Below are 26,236 nucleotides of genomic sequence, written 5' to 3' on the forward strand. Positions count from 1 at the left end.
ATAAAACTAAACTATTGTCTTATCATGATAAATAAATTATCCATATTTCTGGTGTTTGCTCTTTTTAATAGTATGCTAATAGCGCAAACTCTTGATAAAATTCCTATGCCAACAAATCTTGAGCAAGGTTATCCTCGTTTGTATATTACTCAAGAAGGTAAAAAGGATTTAGAAAAAACAATTAAGAAGGAATCTTGGGCAAAAGATGTTTTGCAAGGTATCCATAATCGTATTGATACTTACGTTGTGCGTCATGTTGAAGATCCTGAATGGATGGTGTCTCGTTTACAAATGCATTGGAAAACAAAAGCGACTAATATTTATGTTAATGGCATAAACTATTCTCATGCAGATGGTGAAGCGCCTGTTCCAACGGTTCGTTTTGTTGGTTCTCGAGATTACACAACACCTTACGGAACTCCCAAATTGGAGGATATTGTGCCTTATATGGATGATCCTCGTGGTCTGTATTATCCCAATAGGAGTAAAGAAGGAAATCCTTTTGAATGGGTAGATCCATCTAAAACAGGGCGAGTAATTTACAATATTAATGAGAAAATAATTGAATTAGCACGAGATGCTTCATTTACATATTGGCTTGAAAATGATGAGCGTTTTGCTAAATTTTCTTATGATATATTTCATACTTATATGGAAGGCATGTCTTACCGTAGTGAACCTATAGATTTAATGAATGGGCATATTCAAACACTTGTTGGTTTTGCGAATTTTCAAGTAATACATGAACATGTTCTTATTGATATTGCTGAGCTTTACGATTTTTTACATCCATATATTGAAGCAAACCATGCAGAAGATATTGCTATGTATGATAAAACCATAAAAAGATGGACAGACCAAATTATAAAAAATGGCGTGCCACAAAATAACTGGAACCTCCACCAGGCTAAAATAATTTTAAAAGCAGCGATGGTGTTGCAGAATAATAAAAATTATGAAGATGGAAAAGGACGAGAATATTATATCGATTATATTTTAAACGAGACTTCTGCTCGCCAATGGTCATTAACTAAATTTATGGACTTTGGATACGATGAAAATAATGGAGTTTGGGCAGAATGTCCCGGATATTCTCAAGGTGTAACTAAAGATTTAACAGCTTTTATTAAGGATTTTGATAATACGTTCGATCATAATATTTTACCCTATATGCCAGTTATGGAAAAGGCAGTGAAAATGTTACCGCAGTATTTATTTCCTAATGGGCAAACGGTGGCTTTTGGAGATTCTAATTATGCGGGGATTGGTACAGAGGCTATTACAAACATGGTACGTGTTGCTCAAAAAAATAAAGATGAAGCGCTTGAAAAAGAATTTACGGGTATGTATCGTTTATTTACAGAAGATACAAAGGATTCTGACGGCAAAAGAAGAAAACCAAAAGCTGATATTTCTTCTTTTTTTGCTAGTAAACCTTTGGAGTTTAACCCAAAATATGAAAAAGGAGATATAAACGATTATATCACTCAAACCTTTTACGCGCCTAATGTAAGCTGGCATGTACAACGTATGGGAGCTGGTAAAAATGGTATGATGGCATCATTAAATGCATCTTTAGGAAACCACATGCATGCCAACGGAATTAACATGGAATTGTACGGAAAAGGTTTTGTTCAAGGTGCAGATCCAGGGAAGGGCGCAGGATATCTTCAACCCATATATTTAGAGTTTTATTCTCAGTTTCCTGCACACAATACGGTTATGGTCGATGGGGTTTCATCATATACCGAAATGTTTAGTAATCATGCATTTGACTTAATGGGTGAGTATCCTAAATCAGAAAAAAAATCTGGTTATTATTCTGATATTACTTATTCCGATGTTTATTTTTTAGAACCTGAAACTAGAAGTGACCAAAATAGAATTGTTAGTACCGTAAAAACAGGAGAAGCTACAGGCTATTATATTGATATTTTCCGTTCGAAAAAGCAAAGAAAAGGGGATAAGTTTCATGATTATTTTTATCATAACTTAGGGCAAACCATGGAAGTATTGGATGCTTCTGGGCAACCATTAAACCTTGCACCAACCGAAGAGATGGCTTTTGCTGGTGGGTATTTATACGCTTTTGATTATCAATGGGATAAGAAGTCTATCAAAACTAATAAAGATTATCAAGCACAATGGAAAATTGATAGACCAGAAGGTGAAGAAGATGTGTTTATGAATCTTTGGATGATGGGATCGGAAAACAGAAAAATATTTTCTTTAAAGTCACCACCTAACAAAGCTTTTAAAGGAAACCACGGTATGCCTTATGAAGTTGATAAGAAGCCTTATTTAACTTTTGCAGCGCGTCAATATGGAGAAGCCTGGGAGCATCCATTTGTATCGGTTTACGAACCTTTTACTTCAACTGAAGGGAAAAGTATTTCATCTATAAAAGGTTTTAAAGATGAAAACGACGGCACAGAGTTTGTTGGTTTACATGTTACGAATAAGTCGGGACGAGAAGATTTTGTTTTTTCATCTAAAAACCAGAAAATGGCAACATACAAAGGGATCTCAACTAATGCTGATTATGCTTTAGTGGGAAATGAAAAAAATGGAGATATCGTTTTGTTTATGGGTAACGGTAATCATTTAGAAACGAATGAATTTAAAATCAATACAAGTGCATTAGGTAATGTGGTTTTAGAGAAAAAAGCAGGACAATTTATGTTGCATAATGAAGTGCCTGTAATCATTACTTACAATAAGAAAGCATATAAATTTGAAGCAAGTGATTCTCGAATAGTAAATTTAAAATAGTATGAAAATAGCACGAACAAATATAAATTTAATGAAATACTTTGGTTTAATATGTTTTTTAGTAGTTTTTGCTTTTCCGCAGTCTACAACGGCTCAATCTTTCGAAGGCTACAGTTGGGAAACACTTGAAACTAATGGAAAACCCGTAGCCCGTCACGAAGCTGCTTTTATTGAAGTTGACAATAAGTTCTATTTAATGGGAGGAAGGCGAATTCAAGAGGTTTCCATATTTAATCCTAAAACGAATACTTGGACAAGTGGAGCAAAACCACCGATTGAAATTCACCATTTTCAAGGAGTTTCATATAAAGGAAATATATACGCTATTGGGGCACATACAGGAAAATACCCGCATGAAACGCCTTTAAAGGAAGCCTATATCTATAACCCTAAAAAGGACAGTTGGGCAAAAGGTTTTAAGATGCCCGAAGAGCGAGTGAGAGCTTCAACTACCGCAAATATTTATAAAGATAAACTTTATATAGCTTGCGGAATCATTGATGGTCATTGGGATGGGCATGTGAAATGGTTTGATGTCTACGACTTTAAAACAGGTAAATGGGCAAAATTACCAGATGCTCCTCGAGCTAGAGATCATGCAACCTCTGTAATTTGTAATGATAAATTATATCTTTTGGGTGGTAGGATTTCTTCGGGGAATATTAAAAAAGTATTTGAACTGACGATACCAGAAGTAGATGTTTATGATTTTAAAACGGGTAAATGGAGTACTATGGATAAACCTGTGCCAACGCAACGTGCTGGTTGTACCTCCATTTGTATTGGTAATAAGATTTTGTTTACAGGAGGAGAGAGTATTACCCAACCTTTGGCTCACAATGAGGTAGAATGTTTGGATACTAAAACGGGCGATTGGAGTACGTTACCATCCTTAATAACTGGCAGACACGGAACTCAACTTATCTGGAATAAAAAACAATTATATATAGCTTCCGGTTGTGGCCGAAAAGGAGGGAATCCGGAGTTGACAACCATTGAAAAATTTAGTAAATAAATAATAAATATGAAAATAATTGATTTAATAAAAAGTTTGGCATCTTCATCTGTTTTGGTGGTATTGTTTTTGGGCTGTCATTTAACTGTTTTTGGGCAAACTTCCGAAGAAAAAGAAATTCTTGAAACGTTTAAAAACAAAGAGACGGTAGTGTATAAAACAGTAGATGGAAAAGAATTGGAAATGATAATTTTCTTTCCGGATGCTGATAAAATTAATAAAAAAAATCCATGGATGCTACATGTGCACGGTGGAGGCTGGGCTGGTGGAAGTGAATATAAAATACTTAGAAAAGCGTTTTTAGGCACCTTACGATCTTTGCTTGATAATGGTGTAGTATGTGCAACAATAGAATACCGATTGGCTCGAGGTAATTCTAATGCTTACGATTCTGCGGTAGATGCTAAAGATGCTGCTAGGTTTCTTTTAAAACATGCAAAACAATATAAATTAGACAAAAAGAAATATGGTATTTGGGGAGGTTCAGCAGGTGGACACTTAAGTTTAGTGACGGCTTTGGGTAAAGATGTTGATTTTAAAGGAGATCCAAATTTATCGAAATATACTCCAAATTTTAAATGTATAGCTTCATATTTTCCTTTTACATCTTGCGTAAATCCTGATATTAGACCCAATTCTATTTTTGGTGATGGAAAACTTTTTGTTAGACTTTTAGGTGCTCCTTTAAGTGAAAAACCAGAATTAGCAAGATTGCTTAGTCCAACGGAACTTTTAGATAAAAACAGTCCTCCAATCTTATTATTGCACGGAGATAAAGATACAACGTTACCCATCATTAACTCTATATATATGATGGAGGTGGCAAAAGAGAAAAATGCAGACGTTGAGTTATTGACTATAAAAAATGCAGGGCATAGTTTTAGTGGTGAAAATATTTCGCCCTCAATGGAGGAACTTAATGATTATGCTACCAAGTTTATATTGTCTCATTTAAAATAGGAAAAGACAAGTTCGTTATTAGTAAAATATAAGGAGAATAATGAAAAATATTACGTTAATTAATCAAAATCGAGAAGGTTTTTTGATATCAAGAATGTGTTTAAGTACGATAAAGATAATTTCAATATTAATTGGGTTTTCTTCTATTGTGCTGTCTGCTCAAACCACATTAGAAGTATCCTCTTTGGTCGAATTGTGCAAAGCAGTCCAAAATAGTGATCAAAATATTGTAATGAAACCAGGTAACTATAACCTTACCGATTTACCAAGTGGAAACAGAAGAATTCTTTGTTCTGGTTCTAAAAACAGTATTGATTTGTCTGGTGTTTTTGTAAACGCTACTGTTGGAGCTACTAGGGAAAGTTATATTACTATCTCAGGTAATCTAAATGTTTTTAAGGGCGGTACCTTTGAAGATACTTATGCAAATGGACTTGAAGAAGTAACAGATTTTAGTGCTTATAATCAAGAACGTGCTACTTTGGCTTATGGGTTAAAAGGAAAGGCTGTATTGGATGTTACTGGAAATGATAACACGGTTTTAAACACAAAATTAACGGTAAGAGGTTCTTTTCCTTATGGCTATGGAAGTATCTATGGCATTGGGCGCAATAATGTATTTGGGCTGAATAAACGCTGCGGTATACTCATTAATGGTAAACGTAATACAATAGATGGTTGCGAAGTACAACAAAGGGCTTTTGGTCATGGAATTTACATGCAAGAACCTGCTGATAAATCGGTTATAAAAAACACACTTGTGGAAGGTAGAATGCGCCCTAGTGCAGATTTATATAAGGAAATTGATCCAAAAGATTTACCTGTTAGATCTAATTATAAAACCAATGGGAAACCCATTCCTAAAGATGTTATGTATCCACTTTCTGAAGATGGTATTAGAGTGTATACTCATGGAGGTAGTGTTACAGTAGAAAATTGTACTGTAAAAAAAATGAGAGGAGGTATAAGGGTTTATTTAGCCAGTAGTGCTACCGTTATTAACTCTACGGCTATTGATTGTGGGTTTACCAATTTTAATTTGCCTAAAAACGGAAAAATTTCGAGGTCTTCTGGTAATTTTGCTTACGCTCCTTTAAGTGATTTTAGATTATCAAAATCAAATCAAGATATCGAATTAACGGTATTGCCATCACCCAATGCTGTAGGCCCTCATAATGTTGCTGATATTCTGGGAAGTAATCATAATATTATTTTTCATCGTACTGAAGGGCCAATAGATACAGATCTTCGTCCAATTGTAGTGAAAGATAATAATTCTATTATTAGAAACGAAACGGAATATCCTCTTATTTTGGAGTCGTCATCAAGTGGGAATACCATTATTAGTTTTGGTAAAGTAACAGACCATGGTACAAATAATAAAGTAACGCAAATAGAAAAGGCTAAGGATATTAAAAAATAAAGTTACTTTTTTTGATTTTATATTTCCGATTTGCCAGTTTAAATATTTTAATATTAATAATCTGAATGACTTTTAACCTTTAGTTTAATTTAAGTTTTAAAAATGAAAAAACAATTTAATTATCCAATTTTCAAAGTATTAATTTTCTTATCATTGATTGTCTCTTCTAGTTTAACAGCACAGGTATCCAAAAAAACGGAGCAGGAGACTTCTTATGCCATAAGTGATGGTAGTCAATTTGTTTCAAAATCTTATTTTCCAAAATTTAGTTGGGATGCAACGCCTATGTATTATCATTTTGGTGATATTGATAGAGTGTTAAAACCAGAAGAAGTTGAATTTATAGCAAGTAGAACAGATTTTATTTGTATTGAAAAATCACATGCATACAATCTGCTTGGTGACCAAGTGCTAGGAACAAGGCATGAAGTGGAAGCATTTCATAAAATCAAACCAGAGTCTAAAGTTTTGTTCTATTACAATTCCTATTTGGCATGGCCTTATCCTCGGTTTAATCAAGATTTTACTCCAGAGGGCATTGCTGAAAACCCAGAATTAGCTAAATTCCTATTTATTAATCCAAAGACTGGGGAATTAAGGAAAAAAACCAAGCCAGCATTTTCATACTATTTTGATGCTCTAAATCCTGAATTTCGTAAATGGTGGGTAAAGTCTGCTGTTGAAGGTGTTAAAATTTCGGGAGCCGATGGTATTTTTATTGATCGAATGAATGTGGCCGTAAATTCAGATTACCCTAATGATCAGTTAGTTGAAATAGCACAAGCTAAAGGCGAAATGATGGCCGCTTTAAAAGCAGAAATGGGCCCGGATAAAATATTGATAGGAAACAACGCAGCTAGAACGAAAGAGGTTTTTCCTCACTGCGATGCTTTCTTTTTCGAACATTATAATAGTTCTGTTACTAATAAAGAAAATCTTCTTAAAGAATGGGATGATATGGTTAGAATTGCTAAAGCTGGTAAAATATCAATTTACCGTTTTGGAGCTAAAGGTAAGGGGAAAACCGACATAACAATTGGTGCTACTGGTACTAGAAACATAGAACAAAAATCAAAAGATCAATTAGAATTTTACCAAGCTTGCTTCCTAATAGGCGCACAACCTTATTCTTATTTTCAATGGAATTGGGGTTGGAATTTGGAAGATGGTAATCTAGTAGATTATCCTGCATTACAAAAACCGTTAGGGAGTCCAAAAGCAGTTTATAAACGTTTGACTCCAGAAGGATGGGAATTTACTCGTGAATTTGAGCACGCAAGTGTTTGGGTAGATACTGAAAACCGTAAAGCTAAAATAACTTGGCACTAAAGACATAGTTTAATCTCAGCCAAGCTTAGCAACCAATTTCAGAAGTATGTTATTAAAAACATAAGATTCATGCTGTAATAAAAATGCTAAAATACGAGGTTGAGGTTTAATAATAGTGCAACATCTGGTTTTGGCTAAAACAGGATAGGCAAAAGTTTTCTATATAACAATCAAAAGTGATGGTTTATAGTGAATGAACTATAATTTATACTCAAAAAGACTTTAAATATTATTTTTGTTATAGATACTTAATCTTGGCTTTTTTCTTTTAATGATTTTTAGAAAAAAGAAAAGGTAGAGTGATTTTAATAATAAATTTAGGGAAATAGAGAATACATGGTTGTTAAATTAGAAAAACTGAAACAGTTGAAATTCGTATTAAGCATATTTGTTTTCGTCGTATTTGGATTAGTAAGTTGTAAAACAGAAGACAAAGAAAATAGCAAAGCTCAAGAAGAAGAAAAAGACGATCTAGTACTTTGGTACGATGCTCCTGCTGTAGATTGGAATGAAGCGCTTCCTTTAGGGAATGGTCGTTTAGGAGCCATGGTTTATGGTCTTCCAGAGCATGAAAATATTCAATTAAACGAAAGCACACTTTGGGCTGGTGGACCGCATAGAAATGATAATCCGGATGCCAAAGGTGCACTTTCAGAAATTAGAACTCTTTTATTTGATGGTAAATATAAAGAGGCTCATAATCTTGCGAATAATAAAATTATTTCAAAAACGTCTCACGGGATGCCTTATGAAACCGTTGGTAATTTAAGGTTAGATTTTTTAAACCACGGGGAATACGTCAATTACCATAGAGCATTAGATATCGCGAATGCGGTAAACACAACCACTTATACTTCTAATGGCGTGGAGTATAAACGTGAAATGTTCACATCTTTTACGGATCAAGTTATTGTGATGCGCTTAACGGCGAATAAAAAGGGGCAATTAAGTTTTACAGCGGATATGGATCGTCCGGAGCCTGCTAAAGTTGTCGTGTCTACGGAAGGTAATGATGTTTTAAAAATGACTGGTTTTGGAAGCGATAACTTAAATAAAAGACTTAAAAATGCTGCTCTCATTAAAGGAGAAGTCGAGTTTGAATCCCGAGTTAAAATAGTAAATGAAGGTGGTAGCGTTTCAGCAACCAATAATAAGTTAGTGGTTACCAATGCCGATACGGTAACCTTATATATTTCTATAGCGACTAATTTTGTGAATTATCATGATGTTAGTGCAGATGCCCATAAAAGAGCAGCAGACTATATTTCTAAAGCAGAACAAAAAGATTACAACGAGCTATTGAATGATCATTCTAAATTTTATCAAAACTACTTTAATAGAGTCTCTTTAAATTTAGGGTCATCAGAGTTTGAAAATAAACCAACCGATGTTAGAATTAAAGAATTCAGCACCGTTAATGACCCGAGTTTAGCGGCTTTATATTTTCAATTTGGTCGTTACCTTTTAATTTCTTCATCGCAACCAGGAGGACAGGCAGCAAACTTACAAGGTATTTGGTGTAAAGATTTAACACCACCATGGAAAAGCGCTTATACGGTTAATATTAATACAGAAATGAATTATTGGCCAGCTGAGGTGACTAATTTATCTGAAATGCACGATCCACTAATTCAATTGGTAAAAGACATTTCAGTTACGGGGCAAGAAACAGCAAGAGTGATGTACGGCGCCGATGGTTGGGTAACTCACCATAATACAGATCTTTGGAGAATAACTGGACCTGTTGATGGCGCAACATGGGGAATGTGGACAACAGGAGGAACCTGGTTAGCCCAACACCTTTGGGAGAAATATATGTTTAGTGGTGATATTGAGTATTTAAAATCTGTATATCCTGCAATGAAAGGTGCTTCAGAGTTTTGCTTAAGTTTTTTAACAGAAGATCCAAACGGATATTTGGTTATTTCACCGACAATTTCACCAGAACATGCGCCTAAAGGTCGTCCGAAAAGTGTAAACATTGTAGAAAGTTCTGCAATGGACAGCCAATTGGTGTTCGATATATTAACTAAAACCATTGCGGCTGCCAAAGTGTTGAATGTAGATGCTGAATTGATTAAAAAAATGGAGACAACTTTAACGAAGTTACCTCCAATGAAAATTGGGCAATACAACCAGTTACAAGAGTGGATGGATGATTTAGATGATCCAGAAGATAAACACCGCCATGTATCGCATTTATATGGTTTGTATCCTTCAAATTTAATTTCACCTTACCGACATGCGGAGTTATTTCAGGCTTCAAAAAACACATTAATCCAAAGAGGCGATCCTTCAACAGGTTGGTCAATGAACTGGAAAATCAATTTATGGGCGCGTTTACTTGATGGCAATCACGCTTATAAATTAATGGGCGAACAAATTAAATTAGTAGGTAGACCAGATTCTCCTAAAGGCGGTGGAACTTATGCTAATATGTTAGATGCCCATCCACCATTTCAAATTGATGGAAACTTTGGTTTCACATCTGGTTTAACAGAAATGTTAGTGCAAAGTCATGATGAAGCTATACATTTAATTCCTGCTTTACCCGATGTTTGGAAAGATGGAAAGGTGAAAGGATTAAGAGCAAGAGGTGGTTTTGAAGTAAAAGAGTTAGAGTGGGAAAATGGCCAGGTTGTAAAAGCGGTTTTAAAATCTAAACTTGGAGGAATTCTTCGTGTTCGTGCATATAATGAATTGAAACTTGAGAATGGAAAACAATTAAATATAGCCTCTGGTGAAAATGTTAATTCGTTTTATCAACTGCCAGAAATTAAGACACCATTGGTTTCTAAATCGGCACAACTAAAAGAATTGTCTTTAAAATTAAGTTTTTTATATGATATTGAAACAACAGCTGGTGAAGAGATTGTTTTAGTAGCAAAAAGCTAGAAATTAGAGTTATAAGCAAAATCAGGAATAGTTAATTGATGCTTTAGCTTGGTTATTGGTCGAATTAATAAAGTTTTTTATGAAAAATATATAAAATTTATTGGGTTAGATAAATAATTAAGTTAAACCAAATATTAATAAATTATAAAAAATGAAATCATCAAAAATTGTATTAAGTTTTACTTTTTTAGTGTTTACACTTTTAGTGTCGGCTCAAAAGCAAGAGAAAGTGTCTATAGAATCCCTTCTAAATGAAATGGTAGATAGAGAAGCTGTAGCAAGTTTTCCAATAACTAATTTTAAGCTAAAACAATCAAGTAGCTATAACAGAGCTTCTAAAACCCCTACTGATACTGTAGGTTGGTTTAATAATCATGATTTTAATAAAGAAGAAAAAGAAGAAGACCATAATTATATTAGAACTGAGGAGACAAACGGTAAAAAAGAATGGGTGTTAATGGACCATGTGGGGCCTGGCGCTATTGTACGTACTTGGATGCCTTTTTTAAGTGCAGGAGAGCCAAATACAGATATTATAATTAAGATTTATTTAGATGGGAGCGACGAACCGGTTCTAGAAGGGAATATGCTTGGTTTGTTAGATGGAACAGGATTAATTCCGTATCCTTTAGCACATCAATCATTACGATCTTCAGTGTCTTTTTTCCCGATTCCTTATGCTAAAGGGTGTAAAATAACAACTAGTGAAAAACCATTCTTTTTCCAATTCACTTATAGATCGTATGATGATTTTACTCCAATAAAAACCTTTACAAAAGCAGATTTTGATAAAGCTTTACCATTAACCAAAAAGGTTGGCAATTTGTTGTTAAATCCTAAAAGTACAGATGTTGGTGAAACGGTTACTTTATCAGGTAAAATTGGTTCGAAAAAAGAAAAATCGGTAACCTTAACAGCAGGTAATGCTGCTATAAAAGAATTGACTTTAAAGTTAGACGATTATAAAAATCCAGAGGTAACGCGAACAGTTGTTTTAAAAATAGAGTTTGATGGTGAGCAAACTGTATGGTGTCCGATAGGAGACTTTTTTGGAGCAGGAATTGGTTTAAATCCTGTTGAAGGTTGGTACAGCTCAGTTGCTGAAGATGGTACTATGACCTCTAGATGGGTTATGCCGTATCAAAAATCAGGCAAAATCTCTGTAGTTAATCTCGGGAAAAAATCGATAGAGGTTGATTTAAAAGCAACGGTTGGTACTTGGAAATGGGATGCCGATAGTATGTGTTTTAATGCGGCTTGGAACGGGCAATATCCTGTGCCTACACGTCCGTTTTCAGATTGGAATTATGTCACGCTGAAAGGCCGTGGTGTATATGTTGGAGATGCGTTAACTGTTATGAATCCTGTAAAACGATGGTGGGGAGAAGGTGATGAAAAAATCTATGTAGATAATGAAGATTTTCCTTCAATATTTGGAACGGGAACCGAAGATTATTATGCCTATTCTTGGGGAGGAAAGAGTACCGATTTTTATGAACACCCTTTTCACGCACAACCACGAAGTAACATTTATAATAAGTTAAATAGAAAACCGAAAAATATTAAAGGAAAAAATACGTCTGGATATAGCACAGAAACCAGAACACGTGCTTTAGATGTGATGCCTTTTAGTAGTTCTTTGAAATTAGATATGGAAGTTTGGAGTTGGACAGATTGCGAAATGGGATACGGTGTTGGTGTTTATTGGTATGGTGATAAGCAAACTATATCCAATAGAGTTCCTAATGAAAAGGAGGTATTAAACGTGCCGCCTTTACCAAAGAATTTTCCTAATAATGAGAAGTAATAAAAAGATATTAAATATTTAATAAAATGATCAAAAAAGGAATATGTGTTTTAGGAGTTGCTTTTATCTTTTTGATGAGTTGTACTTCTGAATTTAAGTATCAAGTAGAAAAAAATCAAAACGGTATTAGAGTTTATCGAGATAGCACAATTATCAATATTGATGTGGTGAATGAGTCTATAATTCATGTAAAAAAAATAAAAGTAGGTAGTGAACCCACCACTATTCCAGATTATGTAACGGTTTTAGAACCTCAAAATGTAGCTTGGGATGTAAAGGCTACAGAAGATGTGTTAACCATTAGTACCAATGCTTTAACGGTACTTGTAAATGCAGACGGGGTTATAGAATATCAAACAAAAGATGATGGTAAATTAGTATCCGAAACAAACGAGTTAACCTATTTAACTGAAAATGGAGACCATAAAGTGTCTCAAGCGTTCGTTGCTGGAGATGAAGGTTTGTATGGTTTAGGTCAGTATCAAAGTGGTATTATGAATTGGAAAAATGTGCCTATTCGTTTACAACAATATAATCAAGAAATCGCTATTCCGTTTTTGGTGTCTACTAAAGGTTATGGTATTTACTGGCATAACTACAGTTTAACAGATTTTAATCAACCTCAAAATGAAATAGTATTTGAATCTGCAAGTGAAATTGAAACAAAGAAAGAAGACCAAGTAATACCAGAAGGTGGTGAAAAAGAAAACGTAGCAGCCTATGCAGCTCAGGAAGCTAAGAAAAAAAATATTCGTGAAACAACTTTTACGCCAACCCAAACAGGTGAGTATACCTTTTTAGCACTAAGTGATCATAATGGCCGTATGCGCGGTGAAATTAAAGTAAGTATAGATGGCGATGATGTTATAAATTATTCTACTATATGGATGCCAAGGCGCTATTCCGGAAAGAAGCACTTAGAAGCAGGAAAAACATATAAAGTGGTTTTTCAAAACACTGGATCAAAAATACCAGGAAATTTATTTTACAATAAACCAGATTACAACAAAACGGTTTTTAGTAGTACTAAAGGTAATGCCATCGATTATTACTTAATAGCTGGTGAAAACCCAGAAGAAGTTATTTCTCAATATCAAAACTTAACAGGAAAAGCGCCAATGTTTGCTAAAAGTGCTTATGGTTTTTGGCAATGTAGAGAAAGATATCATAATCAAGAAGAATTATTAGAGAATGCTCGTGAAATGCGTGAGAAAAAAATTCCTTTTGATAATATTGTACAAGATTGGTTTTATTGGCCAAAAGGGACTAAAGGACCGGAGTGGGATCCTGCTAAATATCCAGATCCAGATGCTATGGTTGATGAGTTAACAAGCTTAAACCTAAATTTAATGGTATCTGTTTGGCCAGAAGTAAAGAACAAAGCTTTAGAGAAAAAGTATAATCTTAAAAAAATAGAAAGCAGTAATTACGTAGATATTTATGACGAAGGGGTTAGTGAACGTTTTTATCGCATGTTAAGTGATTCTATGTTTCATAAAGGAGTGAAATCTATTTGGTTAGATGGAACCGAGCCTGAAGGAGTAAATAATACGAAAGTAAATACAGCGGTTGGTCCATACGAGAGTGTTCAAAACCCATATTCACTTTTAGTAACAAAAGCGATGTATGAGGGCAGAAGAGAAGAGTTTCCAATGGAACGTGTGTTTAATTTAACGCGTTCTGCTTATGCTGGACAACAACGTTATGGAGCAACATCTTGGTCGGGAGATGTTGAAGCTTCATGGGAGCAATTATCAGAACAAATTGCTGCAGGTCTAAACTTTACAATGGCAGGAATACCATATTGGACTCATGATATTGGAGGTTTTTTTAGAGATTCAAAATCAATAAATCCAGAGTTTGATAATCAATACACTAATCCAGAATATATTGAGCTGCTAACTCGTTGGTTTCAGTTTGGTACGTTTAGCCCAATTTTTAGAATTCATGGTTATGTATCTGAAACAGAAATTTGGAGATATGGAAAAGAGTTTGAAGCTACGGCTAGAAATTTCATTGAACTTCGTTACGAGTTACTGCCTTATATCTATTCGGAAGCACGAAAAGTAACAGCGGACAGTAAACTTCTTATGGCGCCTTTAGTGTATCAATATCCAAATGATAAAAATACTTGGGGTATTAAAGATCAATTCTTTTTTGGTGAATCGTTAATGATTTGTAATGTTACCGAATATAAACAACGTACAAAAGAAGTCTATTTGCCAGAAGGTGTTTGGTTTGATTTTTGGACCGATGAAAAAGTAGAAGGTCATGGTAAATTAACTGTAAATACACCATTAGATAAAACTCCAATTTTTGTAAAAGGAGGTAGTATTATACCGCTTGGGCCAAAAGTGCAATATGCAACACAAAAAACAGATGACCCAATAGTTATAAAGATATATCCAGGGAAAGATGCTGAGTATGTATTGTATTTTGATGATAATGAATCGTATAATTATGAAAAAGAAACCTATTCGGAAATTGTTTTCACCTACTCTGAAGAAAATAAAACTATTAAAGTAAAGAAAGGTATTGATAATTATATAAATTTTGAAGATTTGCCACAACATTTTATTTTGCAAATAGTAGGAAATTCTAATACAGAAGAAGTCGTTTTTGAAGGCGTTGAAACTGAAGTTGATTTTTTAAATTAAATAAAAAGAGTACTAATTAATAAATTTTTAGTTATTTCAAAAAATGCGATAAGGCAGGGTTTTTACCTTGCCTTATCGCGTTTATGGTTGTATTTTATAGTAAAAGAATCATGTGTTATAATCAATTGTTTCAGTATCAATTAACTTTATAGTTTTAAGTAAAAAAGATTAAGACTTTGGTGAAAAGCGAACTAATTAGAGAATAATTATTTAAAGCATGAAATTTAGAAGAATTTTATTTTTGATAGCCGTAATTGCTTCAATGAGTATAAGTGCTCAAAATCCTGTTTTTACTCACGTTTTTACTGCAGACCCATCACCACATGTTTGGCCGAATGATGATCGTTTGTGGGTGTACACCAGTCATGATGAGCCTGGTTCTAATAACCATTATGGAATGACGGGCTACCATGCTTTTTCTACTAAAGATATGGTGAATTGGACAGATCATGGTCGTATTCTGCATTTAGAAAATGTGAAATGGGCCGAAAGCCATGCTTGGGCTATAGATGCTGCTTTTTATAGAGGTAAATATTACCTTATTTATTGTATGAAAGAAGCTGGAATTGGACTCTTTAGAACGGGAATTGCACGTAGTGATACGCCGGAAGGACCATTTACAGATTTAGGATACGTTAAAGATGTGGAGTTTGGACAAGATCCTGCTTTGTTTATTGATGATGATGGTACTCCATATTTGTTTTGGGGACACGATCGCAAATGTTTTGCTGCGGAATTGAATGATGACTTAATGTCTATTAAAGAGGAAACTTATGTAGATTTAACATCGCAATTAAAATATGTATTTGAAGGGCCTTGGGTACACAAGCGCAAAGGAAAATATTACTTGACTTACCCGGGTTTAACGCCACGAAGATGGCCCGAAAAAATGTTTTATGGCGTTGCAGATAAACCTTTAGGGCCTTATGATTTTAAAGGTGTTTTTATCGATGATTTTGAAGGGCAAAGTGGAACCAATCACGGAGGTACTGTTACCTATAAAGGAAAAGATATCATGTTCTATCATAGTGCATGGTTGTCTGGTGGTTTAAGTGAAACACGTAATGTAATGGCAGATTATCTTGAATATGATAAAGATGATAATATCATCCCTATTGTGCCTTCAAAAGAAGGTTTAGCAAATGCAAAACGTACCAGAACAACTTTGCTTTTAGAAGCGGAAAATGGATTTGCTGCAGGTGGTGAATTATACAATGTTATTGTGGATACTTGGATAAAAGATTATAGCGGCAAAGGATACGTCACTAATTTTGATAATCCTTACGATCACGTTTCTATTTTAGCTCAAGTAGCAAAACCAGCAAAATATCGTTTTAAAGTAAGGTATGCTTCACCCGATGGAGAATCAAATCATGATATATTAATAAACAGTTTTAAATACAGTGAATTTGTTTTTCCTCAATCTAAAGAGTTTACTGAAATTGATTTTGGAATTGTTGAATTGAAAGCTGGAGATAATCTGGTACGAATATTTAAAAGAGACTGGAAACCATCAAAAGGACAATTAGCTATCGATTATATAAAGTTAGAACAAGTTTTTGAAGACGAAAATTAAAAAATTATATATTAAAAAGTAATATTGATATGAAAAATATAATAATAACAGGTTTTTTGGCCTTAATGGTACATATTGGTTTTTCCCAAGAGCAAGTCCATATTAAAGCAACAACTCATGGCGAAAAGTTTGAACATTTTTGGAGTAAAAGTGTCGGTGCTGGTCGTGCCAATGAAGGCTTACGTGCTGGTTGGCTGGAGCAGTTAGAAATGGTGCAGAAAGATTGTGGATTTGAATATGTTCGTTTTCATGGTATATTTCATGATGATATGTTCCCGGTATTTGAAAAAGATGGAAAAATCACATATAACTGGCAATATATAGATGATTTATTTGATAGAATACTAGATCTTAATGTAAAACCTTTTGTAGAATTAGCATTTTTCCCTTCAGCTTTAGCGGCAGAAAATAGTAAAACGCAATTTTGGTGGAAGGCTAATATTACACCCGATGAATCTAAATTTGGAGAATGGCATAAACTTGTTAAAGCCTTTACTCAGCATTGTGTAGATCGCTATGGAATTGACGAAATTCTTACATGGTATTTTGAAGTTTGGAATGAACCTAACTTACATTATGGTTTTTTCGATGGTACTAAATCGCAATATTTCGAGTTATATAAACAATCCGTAACAGCTGTAAGATCGGTCGATAAACGTTTTAAAGTAGGAGGACCGTCAAGTAGTAATTTTGTAGCCGATGGGCGTTACGATGGTGAAGTGGAAAGTAGAAATGGGGATCTTATTACATTTACTGCAGATAATATTAATGATTTAGAATGGAAAGGTGCTTGGATAGAAGATTTCTTAACTTACTGTGAAAAGGAAAATCTTCCTGTAGATTTTGTGTCTACACATCCATATCCTACAGATTATCCTTTTAACCCAACTACTGGTAAAGGAAAAGATTTCTCACGAAATGTAAATTCAACCAAAACTGATGTTGAATGGTTAAATAGAGTGATAAAGAAAAGTGCTTATCCAAATGCGGAAATTCATTTAACAGAATGGAATACAAGTCCGAATAGTAGAGATGCTATGCACGATTTTTTACCACCAGCAGCTTATATTGCTAAAGTGAATTTAGATTGTATTGGATTAACAAATTCTTTAGCCTTTTGGACGTTTACGGATATTTTTGAAGAAAAAGGAGGCGCAGAAAGTATCTTTCATGGTGGTTTTGGTTTGATAAATTATCAAGGTTTGGTAAAACCATCGTTTCACGCATATCGTATGTTGCATCAATTAGGAGATGAAGAAATTTATAAAAATGACTATTTGTTTGTTAGTAAAAAATCAGGTAGCGGAAAAGTTGTGGCTTTAGCATATAATTATCCCGAAGATCATTATAGTGCAGTGCCTGCAAGTATAAAAAAGATAGATAAATATGAAAGTGGAGCTACTCGCCAGTTAAAACTAGAGCTTACCGATTTGAAACCTGGAACTCAGTTTAAAATAGAAACTTTAGATAAAGATCATGGTAATATTTACAATTATTGGGAGAAAATGGGGAAACCAGAACCACCAACACGTGAACAAATTAAAGTGATGAAGCAATATGCCGAAAATTTAAAAACAGAAATTATTACTGCTGATAAAAATGGTGAATTAAAATTAGATAGAGTGCTTTCTCCGTGGAGTTTGGTTTTAATAGAGCAGGTAAATTAAACTTAAAAATTGACAATGCAAAGCAATCAAAATCGTTTTAAAATTACAGTGTTTAAAAAAAGTATCTTCTTTTTGATGTTGTTGATTTTTCCAAGTTTAAAATCACAAGCGCAAACCGAGGTAAATTCTCTAAAAGCTTTATTACCTTATTTAGATGATGATCATGTAAATGTTAAGCTGAAGTCGGGTGTTTATACCATCACGGCAAAAGACATTCAAAATGGAGATTTTTCAAGTGCAACGGTGGTAAAAAATCGCGCCAACGTACTTTTCTTATTTTCGGGAAATAACAGTGTTTACGATTTTACCGATGTAACCATCAATGTGAGCACAGAAGTATTAAGTGCTTTTCCAAGTAAGAATGAAGAGCTATACGAGATGCAAATTATAGGGAATAAAAACATCTTGAAGAATCTTACCATAGCAGATGTTGGATCTGTTAATAATGCACCAACTCGGCGTGCAACTAATATAGTCATGGATGGGACAAATAATAGAATAGAAGGATTTCATATTACTACAAAAGGGTCTTATCCTTATGGTTATGGAGAAGCTTTTGGTAAGGGAGGGAAAAGTGTTATCAATCATAGAAAACACTCGTCTTTTTTAGTAAGAGGTTATAAAAACCATGCAAAAAACTGCACTATTATTCACCGTGCATATGGTCATGCTATGTTTATGCAAGCTGCAGATTGGCCAATTATAGAAGGTTGCTATATAGAAGGAACCATGAGATCTACAGATGATATGTGGACAGAAAAAGGAACAGGTTCAGATGCTGATAAAGTTAATTTTAAAACAGTTTTTGGATATAATTTACCTAAAGGATATATGTTATGTTTAGGAGAAGAAGGCATTAGAGCATATAACGGAGGTGAAACCATTATTGATGGTAAGCAATATAGAAGAGGAACATCGAATCCAACAATTATTAACTGTACCATTAAAAACATGAGAGCGGGAGTTACTTTAACTCATGCGACTGGAAAAAAATATGTTGAAGGTACTACAGCTATTGGTTGTCAAAGAGGATTTTGTATTGGAACAGGAGATATTGTCGATTGTTATGCAGATACGCAATACGGACCAGCGTTGGGTGTAGATTATCCTAATGATGAAGGTATGAAAGCAGAAATCACCTTGTTACCTTATGATGGGGAATCTTATAACGGAAGTGGGCACGCTGCTATTATTATAGGAAAAAATCATAAAATTATTTTAAGAAATGCGGTTCAAAATGCAGATCAAAATTTAAAAATTAATATTGGAGGAGATAATAAAACTATTGGTAACCTTAAAAAAGATGAGAACTATTCAGCTTCAAATATTGTATTGCATAACTTCACTAATTACCCTGTAGTTTTAGATGCTAATAGTAAAAATAATACAGGTGTATCCGTTGGAATAGTTACTGATGAAGGTTTTAATAATCATATTTTTAAAATCACTAAGCCTGATTAATATTAATTGAATTAACCTCAATTTTTAATTAAAAAAGGTATCACATAATAAATTATTTAAAATGAAGTATAACTTAAATACGGCGTTATTAGTTTTTGTAATATGCTATACAGGTGCTGTTTTTTCACAAATTAAACTCAAGTCTTTAAACGATTTTGAACAACCTGCGGGAGATTGGCTTCAAGCAAGTCAAGTTAAAGTTGATTCTATCAATAATAAACTTTTTAATTATGAACCAGGGATAGATTGTTTTGTAAACGGAGCGAAAGGAAGAACCAAATATTTAGTAACAAAAGAGGCTTATAGAGATATTGAGTTACATGTTGAATTTATACTTCCAAAAGGATCAAATTCTGGTATTTATTTTCAAAATAGATATGAAATTCAACTCTTTGATAGTTGGGAAGCAATTAATCTTACTTTTTACGATTGTGGAGGAATACAACAACGCTGGGATAACAGTAAAAATGAAGGAGAAAAAGGTTTTGATGGATATGCGCCGAGATTAAATGCGTGTAAAGCACCGGGTGAGTGGCAGGAATTGGACGTGATTTTTAGAGCTGCTAAATTTAATTCAGAAGGAGAAAAAATCAAGAATGCTAAATTTGATAAAATCATTTTAAACGGTATAGTAATACATGAAAATGTAGAATTATCAGGGCCAACAAAAGGCGCTTTATCAGAAACAGAAGTAGCAAGTGCCCCGTTCCGTTTACAGGGAGGTCATGGTCCAGTGGCTTTCAGAAATATTAAAGTAAGAGATTTAAATCACATAAGAGTATCTAAATTAAATACATGGGTAGACCTTTTTGAAAATAATCCAGAAACAGGACCAAACTATGATTTTATTGTAAATGGAGAAGCTACGGAAGAAGAAGCAAATGCCATGTTTGAGTATAATGGAAAAGAATTAAAGGCCATGTATAAATGGCAAAAAACAGCAGCGCCTTACGGTATTGCTGTAACTAAAAAGATTTATAAATCGTACGATTTAAAATTTCAATTTAAATGGGGAAAACGTCGATTTGCACCGCGTCTTGATAAAATACGTGATGCAGGCTTATTATATCATTGCCCAGTTGGTAGTTATGCTTGGCCGCCCAGTTTAGAATATCAAATTCAGGAAGGTGATTGTGGCGACCTATGGAATATTTTGGGGGCGCATAGCGATGTGCTTAGAGAGGGAGAAATTATAAAAATTAAAAAGCGAAATTATAGTAGTTCTTCTAAGTGGTTAAATACAGAGAAAAAAGGCTGGAATGATGTGTTGCTTAAAGTCCGAGGTAATTCTGCACAATATTATTTAAATGGTGTTTTGGTCAATGAAATTACAAATGCTACCTATGGAGGGTTAACCAATACATCTGGTTTTATTGCTTTGCAAGCAGAATATGCAGAATTAGTTTATAGAAAAATAAAAATTAAAGAACTTTAATATTATAATATGAAAGCAATAAAACTAGGGATATTATCTGTTTTAATTTCAGGATATCTTTTTTCACAAGATAGACCCAATGTTATTTTTGTAATGCCAGATGATATCAGTCATAATTCATTTTCATATTACAAAGCCAATGGGCCACAAACACCCAATATCGATAAACTTGCAAAAGAGAGTGTTCGATTAACAGATTTTAATGTTTCGCCTAGTTGTTCTCCAACACGGGCTGCACTTTTAACGGGGAGGCCAAGTGATGTAGTGGGAGTTTGGCACACTATTAATGGTAGAAATATGATGCGAGCTGATGAAATTACCATGGCTGATATTTTTAAACAAAATGGATATGCAACGGGATTATTTTTTAAATGGCATTTGGGAGATAATTACCCATTTCGTCCTAAAGATCGAGGATTCGAATATGTTTCTTGGGTAAAAGGTGGCGGTACTGGCCAACAACCAGATTATTGGGGAAACACCAATAACCATGCAAATATATGGGTTAATGATACCTTGGTAGAAATGACAGATGAAGATGATGGGATTAAAGGCGCATTCACTACCAATTTCTTTTTCAACCGTTCTATGGAATTCATGGAGGAAAATATCAAAAAGAAAAAACCGTTTTTCGCATACATTCCACTAGGCACGGCACACGCACCTCATGTAATGCCTCCAGACGCTCGTAACGGAGCAGGAGCTAAAACAGCAACCATAGAAAATATTGATAAAAATATGGGAAGGTTGATAAAATTTCTTGATGATAAAGGTATTGCCGATAATACTATTCTAATCTTTACTACAGATAACGGTGGAGGTACATATCTTCGTGGAGGAAAAGGTTCTAATTATGATGGTGGAACAAAAGTACCATGCTTTGTTCGGTGGGCAGATGGAGGTCTTGGAGGAGATGGTAAAGGACGAGAAATACAACCACTTACAGCTCATATAGATTGGTTACCAACCTTTATGGATATTTTAGACTTTAATGATGTATCCGATAGACCTGAAAAATTAAAAATTCGTGGTAAAAGCTTTAAGCCATTTTTAGATTTAGATCCATCAAATGATCCTATTGAATATAAAAATAGAGCGGTTACTATTAATGATATGTGGACGGAATTTCCAGAAAAATATAAAAAACTTTCAGTAAAAAAAGATATTTGGAAAGGCAACATGATAACGCATAAATGGCGTTTAATTAGAAATAGTAGTGAGTCTGATTGGGAGCTTTATGATGTGCTTGTTGATGAAAAACAAGAGGTTGATTTAATTAACAATTCAGAAAATAATGGTATAATTATTGAATTAAAGGAAGAATATGAGAAATGGTGGCAACTTGTAGAAGAACGTTCTAGCGAATATACCCGTATTGTTATTGGTAATGCTGCAGAGCCTGAAACAGATTTACATGCTATGGATTTTCATGGTACCGTAATTTGGGAACAAGATGCAGTTAAAAAGGGAGCAAAAGGAAGCGGTTTTATTGCTATTGAATTTGAAAAAACAGGGGCCTATAATTTTGATTTACGTCGTTGGCCTAAAGAAATTGAAAAAGAAACGACATTAACTTCGGCCGGATCGGGTAAAGCTTTAGCAATAGCAAGTGCACGAATAAAAATATGGGATGGAGATACTATTTATGTAGATGAAACCAAAAAAGCCAATCTTAATGCCGACGGTGTAAAATTTACTTTAAAGAACCTGCCTAAAGGTCCTGCGTTTGTTCAAACTTGGTTTTATGATGCATCTGGCGAAATGGTAGGAGCTGTGTATTATAATTATGTGCATTCCGAGGAATTAAATTAAGAATTAGTGATTAAATAAAGACAAGATAGTTTTTAAAAGTTAAGGCTATTTAAAATAAAGAAAATCTATAATGATGAAAGTTGAAATACTAAATAGTACGCATAATACCATGAGTTTTAAAACATATAGAAAATCGGTAACAGTATTTTTTGCTGTGTTTTTTTTAATAGGATTACATATAAGTTCTGCTCAGGCCGTTGTGAATTCATTAGATGAATTGATGCCTTATTTAGAAAAAGATAATGTTGAGGTTAAGTTAGCACCAGGTGTTTATTCTATTACAGCAGCCGATGTTAAAAAAGGACAGTATCAGCAAGAGCTTAAAATAAAAAACATCACAAAAGTTTTATTGCTTTTTAAAGGGAATAATAGCACCTACGATTTTACAGATGTTACAATCAAGGTAGAGACTAAAGTATTACAAGCTTATGGTAAAGTTCAAGTACATGAGTTGCAAATTATTGGTAATAATAATGTACTTAAAAATTTAACGCTTGTAGATGATGGATCTGTGTACGATGCTCCAACGCGAAGAGCAACCAATATAGTTATAGATGGAAAAGAGAATAGAGTAGAAGGTTTTCATGTTACAACCAAAGGGTCTTTTCCTTATGGATATGGTGATGCTTTTGGTAAAGGAGGTAAAGTGGTTATTAAACATCAAAAACATAGCGCCTGTTTAATTAGAGGGGAGTCTAATCATCTTAAAAATTCAACATTTATTCATAGAAGTTATGGGCATTGTTTATTTATGCAAGCAGCTAGTAACCCAACAATAGAAGGTTGTACAGTGGAAGGAGAAGTAAGAAAAACAGATGATATGCTTGCAGAAACTTCCGGTCCTGCTTTCGATGTTGGTTTTATGACAGCATGGGGTTATAAACTTCCAACAGGATATATGTTAAGTACAGGTGAGGCTGGTATACGCGCTTATAATGCTGGAGAAACTATTATTGATGGCAAAGTTTATAAACGTGGTACTTCAAACCCAACAATACTAAATTGTACAATTAAGTACATGAGGACAGGAGTAACTTTAGCGCATGCTACAGGGAATAAAAAGGTAAAGAATTGTGTGATTATTGGTTGTGAAAATGGATTTTCTTTAGGATCGGGAACCGTGGTAAACTGTAAAGCAGATTGTGCTTATGGACCTGTTTATTCAACAACCTATGAAAATGATAAAAATTACAATGCAGAGATAACCATTATTCCGGCCATCGATCCTTATTATAACGGGTCAGGAACGGTTGCTTATATTGGCGGAAGTGGACATCATATTACATTACGTGGTACAGATGAAGTTGTAAAAGAAGGATTGCGTATTAAAGTTGGTGGCGAAAAGAATAATATAAGGTTGCAACATGGAAATTTTCCGCATCAAAACGATTTTAAAGGTGGAAGCTTTCAGATAAAGAATCTAACTAATTACCCTATATTTTTATCAGCTAAAAGTAGTCATGTAACTGGTGAATCTATTGGTGAAATTTCGGATTTAGGAACTAACAATAACATTAAGCATATTAAATAGATATGAAAAATGCAAAGTTTATTATTACTTGTGGATTAATTATTGCCATGTTGAATATGGGAAATCTTTTTGCCCAAACACCAGTTTGGCAGGGTAAGGGACGAATAGCAATAAGTTCTGACGGGAATGAACACGACCATGACGATTGGGCCGCAACACCCTTAAGTTTGGCTTTTCTTGCAGCAAAGGGACTTCAAGATAACTTGGTGCTTTATACGTATAGCGATCATGTTTGGGGAAGTAATCAAGATCATCCCACTTCAAAGTCTGGATTGAACTCATACCAGCACATGCGCGAAAGTGCTTTGAAAGGTGGAGAATGGTTTGGTTTTAATAAAACAAACTTTATTTGTGCTGTCGATAATGCAGAGGTTGCTTATACAGCTATGCGTGATGAGATCAATAAATCTTCAGAAGAAAATCCTTTAATTATTATTGCTGCTGGCCCCATGCAGGTTGTTGGTGAAGCTATTAAACGTGCCGATGTTTCTAAACGTCAATATGTAACTCTTATTTCACATTCTGGCTGGAATGATAACCATAGTGATAAACCACATAAAAACTTTTGGGATAAGCATTCGGGATGGACGTTTAAAGAAATAAAAGCTGCTTTTTCAGGAGAAGAAGGAGGTAGTTTGAAATGTATTCATATAACAGGTCAAAATGGAGGAGATGATTATGATGGCTTAAAGGCTCCAAAAGAAAAATTCGATTGGATAAAAACTTCGAAGGCAAAAAACAATAAAGCCTACAAAAAAGGTGCATGGAAATGGCTTTATTCAAGACTAGAAACTTGCGTTAAAAGAGGTGATTTCGATGCTTCGGATGCTGGAATGGTTTTGTATATAATCACTGGTGTAGAGAAAACAAGTCCAGAGTTAGCTAAAGAGATTATGGAAAATCCTGTTTTAAAATAATTATAAAGTAAAAAAAGGATGTTAGTTAAGTTTTCATGGGGCAAAAATCTGTTGGTTATACTAACAATGTTTGTCGCAAGTGTTTCATTCGTAATTTTTTTAATAAATGTTTGCGACAAATATTTTTTAGTAATGTAAAAGATTTATAATTGTTGTTACTAGGATGCCTGACGAAACATTGCTAAAGCGTAACAGAGCTAAAAATAAACTAGCTAAAAACATCTTAGTTTTATCTAATTGTTAAGTGATTGCTAATTCTTTAGTTTTAAGATTTTTTTGAATTTTTCTGACATCCAAACATGGATTGTGCATCGTATATTTAATAATAACAAAACGATATGCGCTATGAAACCATTACAAGAATTAAAAAATCGACTACAGAACTTTAAATTTTATCGACTACAAAAGGCACAAGATATTCAAGACACTAAACCTAAAACATTGATTTCTAAATGGTTTTCTGATGATGAAGATCTTTGGTTCTAATATATTTTTAAATATTGTAACATCCAAATATGGGTTTTACATCGTACATTTAATAACAAACAAAAGGATATGCGCTATGAAAATATTACAAGAATTAAAAAATCGGCTACATAAATTTAAATTTGGACGACTACAAAATAACGAAAAGGCTCAACACATTAAACCTATAACTTTTATTACAAAATCATTTTCAGATGACGAAGATTTGTTTATGTTTATATAAGCGAGAACTTTAAAAATCTTTATTTAGTAGCTGTAATTTTTAGGTAAGCCAATTTCTGTTCTCTTTTTTTTATTGAGGTGGCCTTTATTAGGGCTAAGCTCAAAAGAAATATTTTACTTTGAATTTTAAATAGAAAAATGTTAACGCTTTTTCTGTATAATATTTTAGCGCTTAATTTTTTTTGTTGTGCGCATATTTTGCAATCTACTCTTTTTTCAAAAGCATCCATAAATCTTAAAAACCACAATAGAACCTGTTTTCTTTAATAGA

The 26,236-nt window shown here is 33.8% G+C and carries 15 protein-coding genes; all 15 read left to right on the top strand.

Features of this window, described 5'->3' with window-relative positions; all coding sequences use genetic code 11:
* Nucleotides 1–24 precede the first annotated feature (24 nt).
* Nucleotides 25–2,772: a hypothetical protein gene (locus GQR97_RS11635; RefSeq protein ID WP_199269848.1), complete on the top strand. Its 2,748-nt coding sequence runs from the start codon at nucleotides 25–27 to the stop codon at nucleotides 2,770–2,772.
* 1 nt (nucleotide 2,773) lies between these two features.
* Entirely contained in the window at nucleotides 2,774–3,787 is a 1,014-nt protein-coding gene (locus GQR97_RS11640; protein ID WP_233267531.1) for a Kelch repeat-containing protein, read from the top strand.
* Nucleotides 3,788–3,796: 9 nt separating this feature from the next.
* Nucleotides 3,797–4,747: a prolyl oligopeptidase family serine peptidase gene (locus GQR97_RS11645; RefSeq protein ID WP_158848537.1), complete on the top strand. Its 951-nt coding sequence runs from the start codon at nucleotides 3,797–3,799 to the stop codon at nucleotides 4,745–4,747.
* 40 nt (nucleotides 4,748–4,787) lie between these two features.
* A complete protein-coding gene (locus tag GQR97_RS11650) occupies nucleotides 4,788–6,170 on the top strand; it encodes a protein-transmembrane prediction (protein ID WP_158848538.1) in 1,383 nt (460 codons plus the stop codon).
* 102 nt (nucleotides 6,171–6,272) lie between these two features.
* A complete protein-coding gene (locus GQR97_RS11655) occupies nucleotides 6,273–7,499 on the top strand; it encodes a putative glycoside hydrolase (RefSeq protein WP_158848539.1) in 1,227 nt (408 codons plus the stop codon).
* A 366-nt stretch (nucleotides 7,500–7,865) separates the two neighbouring features.
* A complete protein-coding gene (locus GQR97_RS11660) occupies nucleotides 7,866–10,394 on the top strand; it encodes a glycosyl hydrolase family 95 catalytic domain-containing protein (protein ID WP_233267532.1) in 2,529 nt (842 codons plus the stop codon).
* A gap of 151 nt (nucleotides 10,395–10,545) precedes the next feature.
* Entirely contained in the window at nucleotides 10,546–12,201 is a 1,656-nt protein-coding gene (locus tag GQR97_RS11665) for a glycoside hydrolase family 172 protein (protein WP_158848543.1), read from the top strand.
* A 26-nt stretch (nucleotides 12,202–12,227) separates the two neighbouring features.
* Nucleotides 12,228–14,858 (top strand): TIM-barrel domain-containing protein, encoded by a 2,631-nt coding sequence (locus GQR97_RS11670; RefSeq protein ID WP_158848545.1) that lies wholly within the window; start codon nucleotides 12,228–12,230, stop codon nucleotides 14,856–14,858.
* A 217-nt stretch (nucleotides 14,859–15,075) separates the two neighbouring features.
* Nucleotides 15,076–16,434: a family 43 glycosylhydrolase gene (locus tag GQR97_RS11675; protein ID WP_158848547.1), complete on the top strand. Its 1,359-nt coding sequence runs from the start codon at nucleotides 15,076–15,078 to the stop codon at nucleotides 16,432–16,434.
* Between the two features lie 29 nt (nucleotides 16,435–16,463).
* Nucleotides 16,464–18,101 (top strand): GH39 family glycosyl hydrolase, encoded by a 1,638-nt coding sequence (locus tag GQR97_RS11680; RefSeq protein ID WP_158848549.1) that lies wholly within the window; start codon nucleotides 16,464–16,466, stop codon nucleotides 18,099–18,101.
* 15 nt (nucleotides 18,102–18,116) lie between these two features.
* Nucleotides 18,117–19,562: a hypothetical protein gene (locus GQR97_RS11685; protein WP_158848551.1), complete on the top strand. Its 1,446-nt coding sequence runs from the start codon at nucleotides 18,117–18,119 to the stop codon at nucleotides 19,560–19,562.
* A gap of 61 nt (nucleotides 19,563–19,623) precedes the next feature.
* Entirely contained in the window at nucleotides 19,624–20,997 is a 1,374-nt protein-coding gene (locus GQR97_RS11690) for a DUF1080 domain-containing protein (RefSeq protein WP_158848553.1), read from the top strand.
* Between the two features lie 9 nt (nucleotides 20,998–21,006).
* On the top strand, nucleotides 21,007–22,809 hold the full coding sequence (locus GQR97_RS11695; RefSeq protein ID WP_158848555.1) for a sulfatase-like hydrolase/transferase: 1,803 nt from the start codon (nucleotides 21,007–21,009) through the stop codon (nucleotides 22,807–22,809).
* Nucleotides 22,810–22,879: 70 nt separating this feature from the next.
* Nucleotides 22,880–24,340 (top strand): right-handed parallel beta-helix repeat-containing protein, encoded by a 1,461-nt coding sequence (locus tag GQR97_RS11700; protein WP_158848557.1) that lies wholly within the window; start codon nucleotides 22,880–22,882, stop codon nucleotides 24,338–24,340.
* Nucleotides 24,341–24,342: 2 nt separating this feature from the next.
* Nucleotides 24,343–25,257 carry a hypothetical protein gene (locus tag GQR97_RS11705; protein WP_158848559.1) on the top strand — a complete coding sequence of 305 codons (915 nt, stop codon included), beginning with the start codon at nucleotides 24,343–24,345 and terminating at the stop codon, nucleotides 25,255–25,257.
* The last annotated feature ends 979 nt before the right edge of the window (nucleotides 25,258–26,236 follow it).

Origin of the sequence: Algibacter sp. L1A34, from assembly GCF_009796805.1 — a bacterium.
In the GTDB taxonomy this organism is placed as follows: Bacteria; Bacteroidota; Bacteroidia; order Flavobacteriales; family Flavobacteriaceae; genus Algibacter.